Here is a 17,164-nt window from a genome sequence, read left to right as displayed (position 1 = left end):
TCAGGGGGCTATTTCGTTGCTTAAAAAAATGAAAAAATTTCATTTTATCGGTATCGGTGGAGTAGGAATGAGTGCAATTGCAGAAATATTGCTTGAAAAAGGCTATAAAATAACCGGTTCCGATTTAAATAATTCTGATATAATAGTTAATTTAAAACAAAAGGGCGCACAAATATACCATAATCATTGTGCCGATAATATAAAAGATTGTGATGCTGTGGTTATATCGTCGGCAATAGCAAAAGACAACCCGGAATTGTTGGCGGCGCGGCAAAAAAATATAACGGTGTACCATCGCTCAGATGTATTGGCAGCCTTGCTGAATTCAGCAAAAGGTATTGCAGTGGCCGGTTCGCATGGTAAAACTACCACTTCATCAATGCTTAGTGTTATCCTGGACAATGCTGGAATAGATCCTACCGTTTTAATTGGTGGTGTGGTAGACTATTTTCATGGCAACGCCCGTCTTGGCAAAAGTGACTATGTAATTGCCGAAGCCGATGAAAGCGACGGTTCTTTCCTCAAATTTGATCCCTATATTGCAGTCGTAACAAACATTGAAGATGACCATATGGACCATTATGGCAACATGGAAAACATTATAAATGCCTTCAAACAATTTATTGGCAATATAAGTGAAAAGGGCACAGCCGTTCTTTGCCTGGATCATAAAAATGTCCGCAAAATAATTAGTGATACCACAAAACCATATATTTCGTATGCCATAGATACCCCCGCCGATTATAGAGCCGCCAATATAAAAATGTCCAAAACGACAACTTCATTTGATGTAACTTACAAAGAAAATTTAATTGGCCATATTGAGCTTAATATTCCAGGACGCCACAATATATTAAATGCTTTGGCCGCGATAGCCGTGTGCAGATTTTTGGACATACCAGTTGAAAAAATAGCCGATGGCTTCAAATTATTTCACGGTGCCAAGCGTCGTTTTCAAACTAAAAAAAGAACGGCTTCTTATTGGATTGTTGATGACTACGCCCATCATCCGACAGAAATAAAAACTACATTGGAAGCTGCCAGGCAGACTCAGCCCAAACGGCTTATCTGTATATTTCAACCACACCGTTACAGCCGTACTAAGCTTTTAGCAGCGGAATTTGGCCATTGTTTTTCACCTGCAGACATTTTAATCTTTACTGATATTTACTCTGCGGGTGAATCGCCAATACCCGGCATCAGTGGTAAAACAATAGTCACTGAAGTAGAAAAGACCGGAAAAAAAGCAGTTTATATCCCGGATATGGACAAAATAGCTCCCTATGTACAAAACATAATGCAGTCTGGTGACCTTATAATAACCATGGGTGCAGGAAATATCTTCAAATGCGGTGAAACTTTGGCCCGTAATTTACAATAATGCCGAATGCAAGGAGAATATAAAGTGAAATATAATAAAATTGCCGTTGTCATGGGCGGCCCATCTTCAGAAGCACAAATATCCCGTCTTACGGGCCAGGCTGTTACAGAAGCTTTGCGCAGTAAAGGTTATGAGGTAACTGCATTAGAATTATGTCCGCATACCTTGGTAAATGATGTAAAATCCAGTGGTTGTGATGTCGTATTTAATGCCGTACATGGCAAGTACGGTGAAGATGGTCTGCTATATGCAGCCATGCAGATGATTGACATGCCCTGCACCGGTTCAGGCGTCTTAGCAAGCGCTTTGACAATGAATAAGGCAGCCAGTAAAAGAATCTTCTTATCAGCAGGAATAAATACACCGCGAACTTTATTTTTTAAAGATGCCATCGCAGATGATATCGATATAAAAACCCATATTATGGATGAATTTGATTTTCCTATGGTAGTAAAAGCCGTGGATCAGGGATCCAGTATTGGTGTTTTTACTGTAAAGGATAAAAATGAACTGACAAAAGGATTAAATGAAGCGTTCAAATACAGCCATGAAATAATCGTTGAAGAATTCATAAGAGGACGGGAACTTACTGTAGCCGTATACGGCAACAAACAAAAAAAAGCCATGCCGATAATCGAAATAGTTGCACAAAATGGCATTTATGATTATCATAATAAATATACCAAAGGCTGCTCAAAACATATCATACCGGCCCCTATTTCAAAAGAACTGACAGAAAAAATTAACGACATTTCCATTGAGGCCTGCAATATAACCGACTGCAGCGGTGTAGCCAGGGTAGATTTGATTCTAAGCGAAGATAACATACCATATGTATTAGAAATAAACACAGTACCGGGATTGACGGAGACTTCGCTTGTCCCTGATACAGCCCGTCATGCCGGAATAGAATTTCCTGATTTATGTGAAATGATGCTGGATATGATTGAATAAATCATTAATTTAGGGCGGAAGGAGCTGGCAGATGCCTTTAAGTCGAGCATGAAGAAAAATATTTTTAAACGTTATATTGGAAAAAGTATTTTATTACTTTTATGCATTACTGTTATCATTATATTGCTTCGTTCACCATTGTTAACCGTGGGACATATATCCGTCAGCGGCAACGAAACTTTGAATAAAGACGAAATCTGCTCTATCGCCGGGATAAAAGATCCGGTAAACATATTTGCAATCAGTACGGATAATCTGCAAAACCGTCTGGAAAATGATCTACGCATTGAAAAAGCCACTGTGCGAAGAAATTTCCCCAATATTGCCTTATCCATAGAAATTCGAGAACGTCACCCGGTGGCTACACTACAATGCAGTTATGGCTATGTAGATATAGCCCAAAATGATATTATAATACATGCTTATAAAAATCTACACACTGTAAAGATTCCGCTGCTGACCGGTACAGTCCTGCCCGATGTTTACATTGGTGATATTGTTACTGATGAAACCATCACCAAAACCGTACATTATTTATCAGGCTTGGATAATGATACTTTAGCACAGATAGCCGAACTCAATATAGCAGACCCGCAAAACATCATAGCCTACACTTCCGGTGGTGTAAAAATAAAATTGGGAGATTTGTCTCTCCTGGAACAGGAAATTAAAGAAACAACCGTATTCCTGCATGATTTAAATGGAATGAACAGACCTGTTGACTATGTCGATTTTAGTTATGGAGCTCCTGTGTTAAAATTCAAGCCTTGATATTAGGAGAATATTATGTTGTCATTAAAACACACCCGCCTATCCATTGTTTTAGCTTGTTTTATACTAGGTTTCATGATCGCCGTTCAGTTTCACTCCACACAAAATAGTTTAAAATATTTGACTCAGTATCAACGTACCGAAGAGTTGTCACAACGTCTGCTGCAAACAGAGAGGGAACGTGACGCATTAAAAGAACAGATAAAAAACGGCACAGCTGTTCAGACAACTAATCTGACTGACTCAGCAATTGTTGAAGCGGGCATATCAGCTGTGGAAGGCCCCGGCATAATAGTGACAGTCGCTGACAGCAGTAAAAAAACAATGGGTGATGATAATGTCAATTTATATGTCGTCCATGATGAGGATATGCTGCGCATCATCAATGAACTACGTGCTGCCGGTGCGGAGGCTATCTCTATAAATGGTCAGCGGGTAGTAGCTACCACTGAAATAAGATGCGCCGGACCGACAGTATCGGTCAATAATGAACGTTCGGCACCGCCGTTTGAAATCAAAGCTATCGGTGACCCCAAGGCATTGGAAAACTCATTAAAGATGCGCGGCGGTGTGATTGAAACCCTGGGTGTATGGGGAATCAAAATTGATGTTTCTACCAAAGAACAGTTAACAATTCCGGCTTACAATCATGCCAATGATTTCAAATATGCAAAATCAGTGGAGAAAGGCGAAGAAAAATGATTTATGCTATTGCCAGTTTAGTTATCGGTGCACTAGTGGGTTATTTTTGCAATATAACTATTCCTGTAGAATACAGCAAATTATTTTCAGTTGCTTTATTAGCTGGTTTTGATGCTGTATTCGGTGCCCTAAAAGCCATTTTTCTCAAAACATTTGACAACCTGAATTTTTTGACCGGTTTTTTTTCTAATACATTACTGGCAGCACTTTTAGTTTATCTCGGTGATAACTTATCCATTGACTTATACTATGTAGCACTGTTTGTTTTCGGTCTCAGAATCTTTAAAAACTTATCTTATCTGCGACACTGTTTAATAAAAAAATAGTATGCTGATATAAAAATTAAGATGGATTATTTAATGCAGATGTTATATAATATAACTATTAATTTGACGAGTTGTATGTCTTAAGGGACATTCTATACGGGATATATGGAGGGCTTCTAGTGTTTGAATTAGATATGGACGTTGATCAATTTGCCAAAATAAAAGTTATCGGTGTTGGCGGTGGCGGCAATAATGCTGTAAATCGTATGATTGAATCGGGACTTAAGGGCGTCGACTTTATAGCTGTTAACACTGACGCACAGGCATTACTAAACGCCAAAGCACAAAATCGCATCCAAATAGGTGAAAAGCTTACACGAGGCTTAGGGGCAGGTGCTAAACCCGAAATAGGCGAAAAAGCAGCAGAAGAGAGCCGCGAAGAATTACTTGGGGCACTGCGTGGTGCCGATATGATATTCGTGACTGCCGGTATGGGCGGCGGTACTGGTACTGGAGCGGCTCCGATAGTTGCCGAATGTGCCCGGGAGATTGGTGCTTTGACCGTAGGTGTCGTAACCAAGCCATTTACTTTTGAAGGACGCAAACGTTTTAAACAAGCAGAATCAGGCATTGTCAATTTAAAGACAAATGTTGATACTTTAATCACAATTCCTAATGACCGGCTGCTTGATGTAGTGGACAAAAAAACTTCTATGATGGATGCTTTTCGCATTGCTGATGATGTTTTGCGGCAAGGTGTTCAGGGAATATCGGATTTAATTGCCATTCCGGGACTTATCAATTTAGATTTTGCCGATGTAAAATCAGTAATGAACAACGCCGGGTCTGCCCTCATGGGAATCGGTGAGTCATCCGGTGAAAATGCAGCTGTCGATGCTGCAAGAGCAGCAGTCAATAGTCCTTTATTAGAAACATCTATTCAAGGTGCACGAGGTGTCCTTCTTAATATAACCGGTGGCTCAGATTTGAGTCTGTTCCAGGTCAATGAGGCATCAGCAATTATCTCAGAGGCAGCTCATGAAGATGCCAACATTATTTTTGGGGCAGCAATAGATGAAAATATTGGTGACAGTGTGCGTGTTACGGTTATCGCTACCGGTTTTGATGACAGCACTGTAACAGTGGAGCTTGATGGTAAAAAAATGGACGTAAATACAGTCACACATAAAATAAGTGATTTTAAAATGGATAAAGAGATACCGGATATTCCTATTTGGATGAGAAAAAACAGCAAATAAAAATAAGCAACCGCTGAAATCCCAACGGTTGCTTATTTTTTATAAAATGTTATACTTCTAATATGAAGTTCAATCAATTAATCATTACATTATTGCAAATACCTAAAAAGACTATTTATTAAGGGGTCTGTTTATGCGGCGCTATATACCGTTAGTTTTTATTGCGTGCAGTATTTTGTTGATTTTACTATCGATAAACGTATATTGGATTTATCAAACGTCAACCGGCTCACAAAACACTGGAAACAAAAATAAATTAACAATTTACACTACTTTACCAACACAAATGGCGGCGCCAATTGCTGCCGATTATGAAAAACTCAACAAAGTAAAAGTAAATTTTGTTCCGCTTTCCAAACAGGAACTATTAGATAAAATAAAAAATAAAACAATGCCTCTAAACGGACAAGGGGATATTATACTGGCCAGTGATGACATCTTACGTCAGGCAGCTGCGGCTGGTATATTGGCAGCTTCTACTTCAGAACAAGAAGATGTTGTAACAAAATCATTCAAAGACACCAACAATTTATGGGTAGGAGTATGGTATGATCCGATTATTTTTTGTGCCAACAAAGATTATCTGCAGTCGGCAGCTTTTATTCCCCGGACTTGGGAAGATTTAACTGCTGATAAAGATTTAACCATAGGTTTGACAGATTTTTTGGCATCTGATGTCTCATCTGGATTATTCTACGCGCTCGTTGAACATTATGGCTCTGAAAACACTTTCTCTTTTTTGCAAAAAATACATCCCAAAGTACTTCAATACTCAAAATACTTATCAACTCCAGTTAGAATGGCAGGAATGGGAGAAGTTAATATATCAATAGCTGTGCAAAGTGAGGCCCTCAAATACCTGAATAATAATTATCCGCTGACAATAATTTATCCTGAAGATGGTACATATGCTGAAATTACCGGAACTGCTCTATTAAAAAATGCCCCTAATAAACTGCAGGCCGATTATTTTATCCAATGGCTTTTAGGTGACGATCTTCAACTATGTTTACAACGTAATGGCTTCTTTTTTATACCGACTAATTATTCTACTTTAGCATATAAAACATATGCCGGAAAAAACATAAAATTATTTGACACTTTTGCAACAACGCTCACAGATGCCCAAAAGAAATCTTTATTAGATGAATGGGTAAAAAATATTCGTTTGCAATAACATGAATTAAATCAAAATTAACATCACTTGGAGGAATTAAATGCTAAAAGCCGGATTTGTAAGTCTTGGATGTTCTAAGAATCGTGTTGACACAGAAATTATGCTGGGTATTTTAAATAAAAATAATGTTGAAATAACATCCGATCCCACAAAAGCAGATATATTGATTGTTAATACTTGCAGTTTTATTGAATCGGCACGGGAAGAATCTGTAACAACCATATTAGATATGGTTGAGTACAAAAACAATGGCAAATGCAAGGCTCTGATTATCGCCGGCTGTCTGGGACAGCGATATGGACAAACTTTACTTGATGAAATACCGGAGGCTGATGCCGTCATCGGGACAGGTGCCTGGAATCGCATAATGGACGCTGTTACAGCCGTTTTAAACGGCAAAAGGGTTTTATTTATCGATGATATGCAGACAATTTACAATAAAGATATGCCTCGTATCATAACAACGCCTTCTTTCAGCACCTATATAAAAATAGCCGATGGCTGCAATCATCGCTGTGCATTTTGTTCGATACCGTTAGTTCGCGGCAATTACCGAAGCCGCAGTGTCGATGATATAAAACAAGAAGCCTTACAAATGGTAAAAAATGGTGTAAAGGAAATAAATCTCATCGCTCAGGATACAACTAACTATGGTGCTGATTTATCCAAGGGTACCAACCTGGCAGGACTATTACATGAATTGGTAAAAATAAAAGATTTAAATTGGCTTAGGATACAGTATACTTATCCTCACTCTTTTACCGATGAACTCATTGAAACCATTGCTTCAGAAGAAAAAATTTGCAACTATGTTGACATCCCCCTGCAACATGCACATAATGCTGTTCTGAAAAATATGCGCCGCAGCGATACTACTGAATATATCGAAGAAATAATTGGAAAAATACGGCAGCGTATTCCCAATGTTTCATTACGCACGACATTTATTGTTGGTTTTCCCGGTGAGACAGATGCTCAATATCAAACTTTGCGAAATTTTGTAGAAAAATATCGGTTTGATAAGGTAGGAGTATTCACTTATTCCAGAGAAGAAGACACCCCGGCTTACAATTTGCCCAATCAAATATCAGAAGATATAATGCAGGAAAGGTATCATGATCTGATGAGTGTCCAAAGTAAAATTTCAGAAGAGCTAAATAAAAACTTAGAAAACAGGGTGATGGACGTTCTGGTGGAGGGACGTGATGAAGAGCAAAGATCTGTTGTTTACGGTCGTTCATATCGTGAAGCCCCTGAAGTAGACGGACAAATATATGTAGAAAACGATGAAACCAGTGAACCTGGTGACATTATCAAGGTCAAAATAATGCAGGGTTTTGCCTACGATTTAGTAGGTCAAAAAATCTAAAAGGGGTATACAAATGCGTGTTGAACTTATTACTACCGGCAGTGAGCTTTTACTGGGTCAGATAGTAAATACAAATAGTGCTTATATGGCAGCCCATCTCAACGATATAGGATTTGATGTATTTTATCAAACTACCGTAGGTGATAATCACGACCGGATGAAGGCAGTCATAGAAACTGCTCTAACAAGGGCCGACATAATAATAACAACCGGCGGACTGGGTCCTACCCAGGGCGATATAACAAAATATGTTTGTGCAGAAATAACCGGCAGTCCTATGATCACTGATGAAGAAAGTCTAAACCGGATGAACAGTCATTTTACACTCAAAAATATCAAAATGACACAAAATAATCTTCGTCAGGTTTTAGTTCCGGAAAACTCTCGCGTCTTTCTTAATTACAATGGTATTGCACCAGGAATAGTGCAAGTATATCAGGGAAAATACATTATAAATTTGCCCGGCCCGCCTCGTGAAATGAAGGATATGTTTGATCGCTCTTTGCGTCCTTTTCTAAAAGAAAAATTTGGCTTAAAAAATGTAATCCATTCATTAGTTTTAAACACCTTTGATATTGGTGAATCACTTTTAGAAACAAAAATCCGGGACTTAATTCTAAAACAAAAAAATCCTACATTAGCACTTTTAGTTCGTCCAAGCGGTGTAATAATCCGCATTACAGCCAAGTCAGATAATTTATCAGATGCTGAGGCTTTGATTACGCCACTTCGTCAGGCAATATATTCCCGCATCGGTGAATATATTTATGCTGAAAATGACGACAACATGGAACATGTGGTCGGCAAGCTTCTGCAAACAAGTCATCAAACTATCAGTTGTGCGGAATCATGCACTGGTGGTCTTTTAACAAGTCGTCTAACTGATATTGCCGGCAGCTCTGAATATTTATTAGGAAGCATTGTCTCTTATTCCAATGCCGTTAAAATTAACCATTTAGGCGTACCTTCTGCTGTATTAGCCGCTAAGGGCGCTGTCAGCGAAGAAACGGCACAATATATGGCAGAAGGTGCTGCTAAAGTTTTATCTGCTGATATTGGTGTGGGCATTACCGGAATAGCCGGTCCCGGCGGCGGCACCGACAAGAAGCCGGTCGGACTTGTGTATATCAGTGTCACAGGAAAAAGGGGCACTTTCACCACCAAAAATTTACTGTCCGGTAAAAGAAATGAAATCAAATATCGTGCTACGCAAAAAGCATTAAATATGGTACGATTATACTTAGAAAATAAATCTGTCAGATAAACTATTATAACTCGATTTATTTTTTTAAAGTGAAAATTAGAAAGCAGGAGGATATATTTTTGAAAAATGAAACAATGACCTTTGGTGATATCACCTTAAGCAAAAAAGTTATTGATGCTTTAAACGATATGGGCTTTGAAGAACCGTCTCCCATTCAAAGTAAAACTATTCCACTAGTTATGGAAGGTGACGATGTGCTGGGCCAGGCACAGACAGGTACTGGTAAAACCGCCGCCTTTGGTATTCCGACAGTGGAAAAAATAGATGAAACCAACCGCCATATTCAGGCATTGGTCATAGCTCCCACACGGGAATTAGCAATACAAGTCGCAGAAGAATTAAACAAGATAGGCAAATACAAACGTATAAAGACTCTGCCAATTTACGGCGGACAGATGATTGAACGACAAATCCGCGCTTTAAAAAATGGTATAAAGATAATTGTGGGCACACCAGGGCGGCTTCTTGATCATATCAATCGCAAAACAATTAAACTGGACCACATCAAAACCCTTATACTTGATGAAGCTGATGAAATGCTCGACATGGGATTTATTGATGATATTCAATCAATTATGTCACATATCCCTAAAGAAAACAGGCAAACTCTGCTATTTTCAGCTACAATGCCTGCACCAATTGAAAAACTGGCTCAGGGATATATGAACAGCCCCAAAAAAGTATTGATCAGCAAAGGACATCTTACTGTACCGCTTATTGATCAAATATATTACGAAACCCGTGATAAATTTGACGGACTTAGCCGTATTCTGGATGTAGAAGGCACAGGCAAATTCATTATTTTTTGCCGAACCAAACGTGGCGTAGATGATCTTATCGCTTCATTAGAAGCAAGAGGATACATGGCCGGTGGCTTACATGGCGATATGAATCAGGCTCAGCGGCAGCGTGTAATGAAAAAATTCCGTGACGGCAAACTTGATATTCTTATTGCCACTGATGTAGCTGCCAGAGGTATTGATATCGATGATATAACACATGTCATAAACTATGATATACCGCAGGATCCTGAATCTTATGTACACCGTATCGGCAGAACTGGTCGTGCCGGCAGAAGCGGCATTGCCATAACCTTTATAGAACCACGGGAATACAGCCAGCTCCGACTTATTGAAAAACTCATAAAACACCGTATGATTCGCGGACAACTTCCCACTTCAGCTGATGTACTGGAACTGCAAAAAGAATCTATAAAGAAAAAATTGATAAAAGTATTACAAGCCAACAATTATTCCGATTATCATATGATTGTCGCTGATCTGGTTGCAGACAAATATGATTCATTAGATATTGCAGCGGCTGCTGTTAAATTGTCGGTAGAAGGCTTAAAAGAACATGAGCAATCTAACAATGACAATAGTACTCAAGAAAAGTTCAGCAACAGCGGCGGTGCTCCCGGTATGGTCAGGCTTTTTGTAAATATTGGCCGGAATCAAAAAATCAGACCAGAAGACATTGTTCGTTTCATTGCCACAGAAGCTGATATCCCCGGTAATATAATCGGTGTCATAAACATATATGATAAATTTACCTTCGTTGAAGTTCCCGGCAGTGTTGCTGAAAGAGTTATATCAGTAATGCATAGGAATACTTTAAAAGGCTATAAAATAAACGTAGAACCAGCTCGTGGCAGGAATTAACAGTAATAAAAAAAGTATCAAGGCATTTTAGCTTTGATACTTTTTTTATTTTTTTATCTTTTTATTTTTTATCCTTGTTGTTCTTTTATTACTGCAGCAATCGCCTGACAAATTATCTCAAGCTGATTTTGATCAGGCCCTTCAGCCATCACACGAATAAGCGGTTCAGTTCCCGATGGCCGCACCAATATACGCCCATCGCAGCCAAGCTGCCATTCACCTTTATCAATGGCAGCCTTTATAGCCGCATTATCCTGCCAGCCATCCTTACTTGCAACTCTTACATTAACCAAAAGTTGCGGATAACTTATCATCCCATCCACAATAGACGACGCCTTAAATTTATTATCAACTATATAAGATAGTACCTGCAGAGCTGTTATCAAACCATCACCTGTAGTGGCAAAATTACTGAATATAACATGTCCTGATTGTTCACCACCAAGATTGTAGCCATTTTTCAACATATTTTCCAACACATACCGATCACCGACAGCTGTTATTTCAACTTTACAGCCATGTCCTTCCAATGCTTTATGAAAACCAATATTAGCCATAACCGTAGAAACAACAGTATCATTTTTTAATGTTCCTGCTTTTTGCATTGCCAGAGCACAAGCTACAATTATATGATCACCATCAATAATCCGCCCTTTTTCATCAACACAAAGGCAGCGGTCCGCATCACCATCATGAGCTATGCCAATGGCAGCATTATGTGACAAAACCTCCTGTTGTAAATCAGCCAAATGCGTAGAACCACAATCAGCATTTATATTTACACCATCCGGGCTATCATTTATGACAATCAGCTCAGCACCAAGATTTCGCAAAACAGCAGGCATCGCCTCATAGGCGGCACCGTTAGCACAATCAAGCACTATTTTCAATCCGTCTAACCTTACCTTGCACGTTGCCGTCACATAATCAATATAGTCATGTATCAAATCATGACGATAAGCTATCGTTCCAATATCAGCCCCGACTGCTCTGGTATAAGTATCCTGCTCAGTAATTTTGCGGACGATATCTTCCAGTTCGTCTTCCACTTCATCCGGTAACTTATAGCCGTCACCGCCAAAAAATTTTATACCATTATCATGAAACGGATTATGCGAGGCCGAAATAACTATCCCGGCTTTAGCCTGATACTTTTTACTCAGGTAAGCTACTGCCGGTGTTGGAATAATCCCAGTTATTATAACGTCCCCACCGGCCGAACAGATACCTGCTGCCAGCGCCGATTCAAACATGGCTCCCGATATTCGTGTATCCCGGCCAATAAGGATCCTAAAAGTGTCAGCCTTTTTACCAAAATAAATTGCCGCTGCCCGACCCAATTTATAAGCCAATTCAGCAGTTAATCCCTTATTAGCCTCACCACGGACACCATCTGTTCCAAAAAGTCTAGTCATTAAAAAAATCTCTCCTTGAAATTTATATTTTAGCAGATTGAGTCATATTTTTATCAACCGTTATATAGCTGAGAGCTGCGTTAATACCGTCAACAGCGGCGCTCATTATACCACCGGCATAACCGGCCCCCTCACCGATCGGATATAACCCTTTAGTATTAAGTGAAAGATATGAATCCTTAAACCGGTTAATCTTGCAGGGAGCTGATGAACGCATTTCTAATCCGGTCATTACAACTCTCCTGTTGGCAAAGCCATGTATTTTTTTATCAAAATACGGCAATGCCGCTTCCAATGCTGCCGCCACTTTGCCTGGTAGACAATTATGCAGATCTGCTGGGCAAACTCCCGGCTTATATGTTGGAACAGTCAAAAATTTATCGTCACCACTATTATGTTCCAAAAAATCTCCTACCGTTTGAACCGGTGCTGAATAATTTCCACCACCAACCATAAATGCCAGATTTTCATAATGGCGTTGAAATTCGATGCCGGACAAAACATCATTACCAAAATCTGCCGGTGTCACCGGTGTCAATAATGCACTATTGGCAATGCCGGAATTTCTGGCATAATTACTCATGCCATTAGTTGTCAGGCGATTTTCTTCCGAAGCCGCGGCAATTACACTGCCACCCGGACACATACAAAATGAATAACAAGTTAATTGTCTGGCTTTATCATGAAACGTAAGTACATAATCTGCCACAGGCAACTGAGGATTTCCAGCATCCTCCCCATATTGTGCCATATCGATCAACGTCTGCGGATGTTCAATACGCACACCTATTGCAAAGGACTTTACTGCCATACTTATGCCATTTTTATACAACATTTCGTATGTATCCCGGGCACTGTGACCTATACCTAAAAATAATGCACTGCACAGCACACGATCCTTACCATTGACGATAACAGACTGCACCCTTTTATCAATAACCTCTAAATTTGTCAATTGATGGGAAAACTTAACCGTCCCTCCCATGCTGATAATTTTTTTGCGGATATTTTTCACGACAACACGCAAAATATCCGTACCTATATGCGGTTTATGCAAATAACGTATTTCAGCAGGAGCACCGGCGCTGATAAAATCTTCCAGTACCTGGTTTATTTTTGTATCATGAATCCTGGTCGTTAATTTACCATCAGAAAAAGTTCCTGCACCACCCTCGCCAAATTGAACATTTGAGACTGTGTCAAGTATACCTGATTTCCAAAATTTTTCAATATCACGATGCCGCTGGTCGACATCACGGCCACGCTCTAAAATAATTGGTCTGTAACCAAAACGGCACAAGGTAAGTGCACAAAACATTCCCGCCGGTCCAAAACCGACCACTAATGGTTGAACTGCTGCCTTATCGACAATAGGCCGTGATACTTTCATGGGAACTTCAACAACCTGATTGACATTCTTATCTTTAAAAAAACGATGCAATAATTTTTTTTCCAGGCTGTTTTCCAAAGTGATATTTAACGTATATACATAACGAATCGGTGCATTTTTATAACGCCGGGCATCCAATGTTTTTCTGGCAATACTAATTTTCTTTATGCTGTCGGAAGAAATTTTCAACCGCTTAGCCGCTGCACTTTCCAGCGATAAAACGTCACCAATGGCTACATTTAAATTTGTCAGGCAAATCAATTACACAAACCTCTCAATTTTTATCAAGTTTTTTAGCAGAAACAGTAATAGTAACATCAACTGTATCCTTCGAGACTGTAATTCCATCAGGAATAACTAATTTAACCGTCTTTTGCCCTGAAGAAGTCATTTTAGCTAAAGCTATTTTTTCCGTGTCAAGGAAATTAACTGTACTGATAACCTGCGGATCACCTGTTATCAGTATCTTATCAGGAGTTGTTTTCACTGAGTCAAGTACATAATCGGCAGGCAGATCAGAATCAGTAATTGGCTTTATTGAAACCACTTTTTTAGTTAAACCGCGTGCTAAAGCAATATTGGCGTTCACCGTGGGACTTAGAAGTGTCACATCGGCCACTTCCTTATTATTATCATTTACAGCACGCAAAGGAACAATTACGGTAAAGTCTTCCTTATTGCCATCCAGCCCAATATAACCAACAGCGCGGCGAACGGTATCAACCTGAGAACGCGGCCCCCTTACAACTATTGTATCAGCTGACTGCTTTACATTTGATACAACCATATCATCAGCCGGTTTACCCGATAGCAATAAATCAACAGGAATCTGCTTTTGAATGATTTTGTCAATAGTAAAATTTATTTTTTCCGGTGTAGTAGACAAAAGTTCAAACCCTGACGGCATCTGAATATGAACCGGCAATGTCTGTGTACCTTCTTCAACATTCTTCAAATCGACATAAGCTTTAAAATCCGAATTATCAATAGATGCAAACAAAGTCCTTGGTGCCTTAACCTTCAATTTAACAGTATCCTCATCATGATGAATCTGATATCCGTCCGGAGCATTTATAACACTCAATGATACCGTCACAGTATTAGTTATTGAGGGATTTTGTTCATTCATCACATATAACCATAACCCCAGGGCAAGCAACAGACAAAGACATTTTAAAATCAAATTCTGCCTAAGCATTTTCATCATTTTGTTCCCTGCCTCCAGTTCCTGATAAAATCTCTGACTGCCGATGATTTTTGCGCAAATAACGGAATTAAATACTGCTTAAGCTGCTCCGAGTCAAGATGGCGGTATATGCGACCATGTTCAGCTACAGATATAGTACCCGTTTCCTCGCTGACCACCACAACAACGGCGTCGCATTGCTCTGACAAGCCAATGGCAGCACGATGACGTGTACCAAGCTCAGTACTCAGCGTACGATCATCTGTTAAAGGAAGAAGGCAGGCTGAAGCAATAATCTTTTTGCCACGGATTATTGTAGCCCCATCGTGCAGTGGTGTATTGGGTATAAAAATATTCATTAACAGTTCGGATGAAACAATGCCGTCAATAAAAATACCATTAGAAGATATATCATCCAATCCCATTTCACGTTCAATAACAATTAATGCGCCAATCTTTTTTTGTGACATACGGGTAACCGCTGATTCAATTTCGCTCACCAAACTGCGGGCTTCCTGGATATTAAGCAATGATGTCCGTACAAACAACCGCCCCTGCCCAATATGTTCAAGCGCACGACGCAGCTCAGGCTGAAATACTATCGGCAACGCTACAAATAAAAGTGTAACCGTTTTTTGCAGCAGCCAATATATAACATGCAGTCCGAGCCAATCACTCACCATAGTCAATACAAGCAATACCATAATACCCTTGACCAATGTGATAGCCCTGGTATTGTTAAGCAGTTCATATAATTTATATAAAATGACGGCGACAATAATGATATCGCAGATATCAAGTATGTCGATAGTTGATAATAATCCTTTTATTTCTAGTAACATTAGAATTCTCCTTAGTAAAAAGGTATAATAAATTTATTCTATTTTTATAATAAAAATCCTTGTATATCCTATAATTTAGCGAAAATTAATTGGCAAAACCAACAATTCTATATCTAAAATCTGGTTGTTCACGGATAATATTACCGCAATAGCAACCTGTTAAATTCTCTATATTATCTTATAGTAACATAATGTGAAACGTCAATAAACAAAATAAATATATAATATTATAGTTGACATCAGCATATCATTATTAATAAAATATTACTATATCAGGATATGAAAAGAGGCATTACAATTATGGTCAGAACAGCTAAAATAACATATTTATATAATAGCGGCTTTATCGTTGAATTGAAAGATTGTGCGCTGATTTTTGATTACTATATAGACAAAAAAAATTGTTTGCCAAGTATTTTGGCAAAATATCAAAAAATTTATTTTTTTGTTTCGCACAGTCACTTTGATCACTGGAATCCGGATATAGGAGAATTTTCTGCAAAAGTTACAAAATACTTTATCAGCTATGATATTCACGACAGAAAAACACTGCCAATTGACAAAACTGTGGTATTAAATGAATATGACAATTACACCGATAATCAAATCAAAGTGATTTCTTACAGCTCAACCGATGCCGGAATATCTTTTTTCGTTGAAACAAACGGTTGGAAAATATTTCATGCCGGTGATTTTAACTGGTGGCACTGGAAAGCCGATACCGCCCAAAACAATGCTTTCGCCAGAAACGGATTTGCTAAACAAATGAAAAAATTGATCGGTTTACAAACGGATATTACCTTTTTCCCAATTGATACCCGGCTTGAAGACTGCTGTGACTGGGGTGTCAAAGAATTCTGCCGCAATACCGATGTAAAAAATCTGATTGCTATGCATAACGCTGGCCGCAGTCCCTGGCCGCTTCCAAATAATTTTGCCGGGAACAACAGACCGATAAATATATGGTCACCAGCTCAACCGGGACAAAACACGACAATAACCGAAACCGACTGACGCATTTTATATAAAAAAACTAAACTGGAGCGCGATAAAATGATAAATCATACAATACAATTTAAAACTACATTAGGTGATTTTGCAATAGAACTATTTGAAGATAAAGTACCTAAAACGACAAAAAATTTTTTAGACCTTATCAATAAAAAGTTTTATAACGGTTTAATTTTTCATCGGGTAATCGACGGATTTATGATTCAAGGCGGTGATCCCGACGGTAACGGCACAGGCGGCCCCGGTTATACAATTCCTGATGAGTTCGATGATAATTTGAAACATGACACAGAAGGAATTTTATCGATGGCCAATGCCGGACCGAATACCGGTGGTTCTCAATTTTTTATTACCTTAGCGGCTACACCTTGGCTTGATGGACATCATACTGTTTTTGGCAAAGTAACCGACGGTATGGATATCGTCAAAAATATTGGTCGGGTAAAAACCGATTTTCAAGATCGTCCTTGTGAAGATGTCATCATTGAGCAAATATCCATCAGTGAAAATTAACAA

At 39.0% G+C, this 17,164-nt stretch carries 16 protein-coding genes; 12 read left to right on the top strand and 4 right to left on the bottom strand.

Going from position 1 to position 17,164, the window contains the following annotated elements; genetic code table 11:
- Window positions 1–16: 16 nt before the first annotated feature.
- The 10 genes from murC (at window position 17) to I6751_RS03305 (ending at window position 10,804) form a co-directional block, all read left to right on the top strand.
- Complete coding sequence (murC, locus tag I6751_RS03350) at window positions 17–1,381, top strand: UDP-N-acetylmuramate--L-alanine ligase (RefSeq protein WP_182188286.1); 1,365 nt, start codon at window positions 17–19, stop codon at window positions 1,379–1,381.
- A 24-nt stretch (window positions 1,382–1,405) separates the two neighbouring features.
- Complete coding sequence (locus I6751_RS03345) at window positions 1,406–2,335, top strand: D-alanine--D-alanine ligase family protein (RefSeq protein WP_196591703.1); 930 nt, start codon at window positions 1,406–1,408, stop codon at window positions 2,333–2,335.
- A gap of 48 nt (window positions 2,336–2,383) precedes the next feature.
- The gene (locus I6751_RS03340; RefSeq protein ID WP_196591702.1) at window positions 2,384–3,106 is read left to right on the top strand and encodes a cell division protein FtsQ/DivIB; all 723 of its coding nucleotides are present in this window, start codon (window positions 2,384–2,386) and stop codon (window positions 3,104–3,106) included.
- A 15-nt stretch (window positions 3,107–3,121) separates the two neighbouring features.
- Window positions 3,122–3,808, top strand: coding sequence for a DUF881 domain-containing protein (locus tag I6751_RS03335; RefSeq protein ID WP_182188283.1), 687 nt, complete (start codon window positions 3,122–3,124; stop codon window positions 3,806–3,808).
- Window positions 3,805–4,134 carry a small basic family protein gene (locus tag I6751_RS03330; protein WP_182188282.1) on the top strand — a complete coding sequence of 110 codons (330 nt, stop codon included), beginning with the start codon at window positions 3,805–3,807 and terminating at the stop codon, window positions 4,132–4,134. Before I6751_RS03335 ends, I6751_RS03330 begins: the two co-directional genes overlap by 4 nt.
- Window positions 4,135–4,253: 119 nt before the next feature.
- Window positions 4,254–5,333, top strand: a complete 1,080-nt coding sequence (gene ftsZ, locus I6751_RS03325; RefSeq protein ID WP_182188281.1) for a cell division protein FtsZ — start codon at window positions 4,254–4,256, stop codon at window positions 5,331–5,333.
- Between the two features lie 133 nt (window positions 5,334–5,466).
- Entirely contained in the window at window positions 5,467–6,510 is a 1,044-nt protein-coding gene (locus I6751_RS03320; protein WP_196591701.1) for an extracellular solute-binding protein, read from the top strand.
- A 40-nt stretch (window positions 6,511–6,550) separates the two neighbouring features.
- Window positions 6,551–7,879 carry a 30S ribosomal protein S12 methylthiotransferase RimO gene (rimO, locus tag I6751_RS03315; RefSeq protein ID WP_196591700.1) on the top strand — a complete coding sequence of 443 codons (1,329 nt, stop codon included), beginning with the start codon at window positions 6,551–6,553 and terminating at the stop codon, window positions 7,877–7,879.
- A gap of 13 nt (window positions 7,880–7,892) precedes the next feature.
- A complete protein-coding gene (locus I6751_RS03310) occupies window positions 7,893–9,143 on the top strand; it encodes a competence/damage-inducible protein A (protein ID WP_196591699.1) in 1,251 nt (416 codons plus the stop codon).
- A gap of 74 nt (window positions 9,144–9,217) precedes the next feature.
- Window positions 9,218–10,804: a DEAD/DEAH box helicase gene (locus I6751_RS03305; protein ID WP_182188644.1), complete on the top strand. Its 1,587-nt coding sequence runs from the start codon at window positions 9,218–9,220 to the stop codon at window positions 10,802–10,804.
- Between the two features lie 68 nt (window positions 10,805–10,872).
- On the opposite strand, the gene glmM is transcribed toward I6751_RS03305, so the two are convergent.
- From glmM to cdaA, 4 genes are read right to left on the bottom strand one after another with little or no spacing between them, the layout of a single operon-like run.
- A complete protein-coding gene (gene glmM / locus I6751_RS03300; protein WP_196591698.1) occupies window positions 10,873–12,219 on the bottom strand; it encodes a phosphoglucosamine mutase in 1,347 nt (448 codons plus the stop codon).
- A gap of 22 nt (window positions 12,220–12,241) precedes the next feature.
- Window positions 12,242–13,870 (bottom strand): NAD(P)/FAD-dependent oxidoreductase, encoded by a 1,629-nt coding sequence (locus I6751_RS03295; protein WP_196591697.1) that lies wholly within the window; start codon window positions 13,868–13,870, stop codon window positions 12,242–12,244.
- A 13-nt stretch (window positions 13,871–13,883) separates the two neighbouring features.
- On the bottom strand, window positions 13,884–14,816 hold the full coding sequence (locus I6751_RS03290; protein ID WP_182188275.1) for a CdaR family protein: 933 nt from the start codon (window positions 14,814–14,816) through the stop codon (window positions 13,884–13,886).
- A complete protein-coding gene (gene cdaA / locus I6751_RS03285) occupies window positions 14,813–15,637 on the bottom strand; it encodes a diadenylate cyclase CdaA (RefSeq protein WP_182188274.1) in 825 nt (274 codons plus the stop codon). The genes I6751_RS03290 and cdaA overlap by 4 nt, the downstream gene beginning before the upstream one ends.
- Before the next feature lie 300 nt (window positions 15,638–15,937).
- Here cdaA and I6751_RS03280 point away from each other — a divergent pair, with 300 nt between their 5' ends.
- On the top strand, window positions 15,938–16,651 hold the full coding sequence (locus tag I6751_RS03280) for an MBL fold metallo-hydrolase (protein ID WP_182188273.1): 714 nt from the start codon (window positions 15,938–15,940) through the stop codon (window positions 16,649–16,651).
- Between the two features lie 39 nt (window positions 16,652–16,690).
- The gene (locus tag I6751_RS03275) at window positions 16,691–17,161 is read left to right on the top strand and encodes a peptidylprolyl isomerase (RefSeq protein WP_196591696.1); all 471 of its coding nucleotides are present in this window, start codon (window positions 16,691–16,693) and stop codon (window positions 17,159–17,161) included.
- The last annotated feature ends 3 nt before the right edge of the window (window positions 17,162–17,164 follow it).

The sequence above is a fragment of the Pectinatus frisingensis genome, from assembly GCF_015732285.1.
Lineage (GTDB): Bacteria > Bacillota > Negativicutes > Selenomonadales > Selenomonadaceae > Pectinatus > Pectinatus frisingensis.
Note: the sequence above shows the minus strand (reverse complement) of the source record. Positions and strands in the feature narration are given on the sequence as shown.

Coding starts and splice junctions, on each gene's coding strand:
- I6751_RS03340 (WP_196591702.1), top strand. CDS start 2,384: ATGAAGAAAAATATTTTTAAACGTTATATTGGAAAAAGTATTTTATTA.
- I6751_RS03335 (WP_182188283.1), top strand. CDS start 3,122: ATGTTGTCATTAAAACACACCCGCCTATCCATTGTTTTAGCTTGTTTT.
- I6751_RS03330 (WP_182188282.1), top strand. CDS start 3,805: ATGATTTATGCTATTGCCAGTTTAGTTATCGGTGCACTAGTGGGTTAT.
- I6751_RS03320 (WP_196591701.1), top strand. CDS start 5,467: ATGCGGCGCTATATACCGTTAGTTTTTATTGCGTGCAGTATTTTGTTG.
- rimO (WP_196591700.1), top strand. CDS start 6,551: ATGCTAAAAGCCGGATTTGTAAGTCTTGGATGTTCTAAGAATCGTGTT.
- I6751_RS03310 (WP_196591699.1), top strand. CDS start 7,893: ATGCGTGTTGAACTTATTACTACCGGCAGTGAGCTTTTACTGGGTCAG.
- I6751_RS03305 (WP_182188644.1), top strand. CDS start 9,218: ATGACCTTTGGTGATATCACCTTAAGCAAAAAAGTTATTGATGCTTTA.
- glmM (WP_196591698.1), bottom strand. CDS start 12,219: ATGACTAGACTTTTTGGAACAGATGGTGTCCGTGGTGAGGCTAATAAG.
- I6751_RS03290 (WP_182188275.1), bottom strand. CDS start 14,816: ATGATGAAAATGCTTAGGCAGAATTTGATTTTAAAATGTCTTTGTCTG.
- cdaA (WP_182188274.1), bottom strand. CDS start 15,637: ATGTTACTAGAAATAAAAGGATTATTATCAACTATCGACATACTTGAT.
- I6751_RS03280 (WP_182188273.1), top strand. CDS start 15,938: ATGGTCAGAACAGCTAAAATAACATATTTATATAATAGCGGCTTTATC.
- I6751_RS03275 (WP_196591696.1), top strand. CDS start 16,691: ATGATAAATCATACAATACAATTTAAAACTACATTAGGTGATTTTGCA.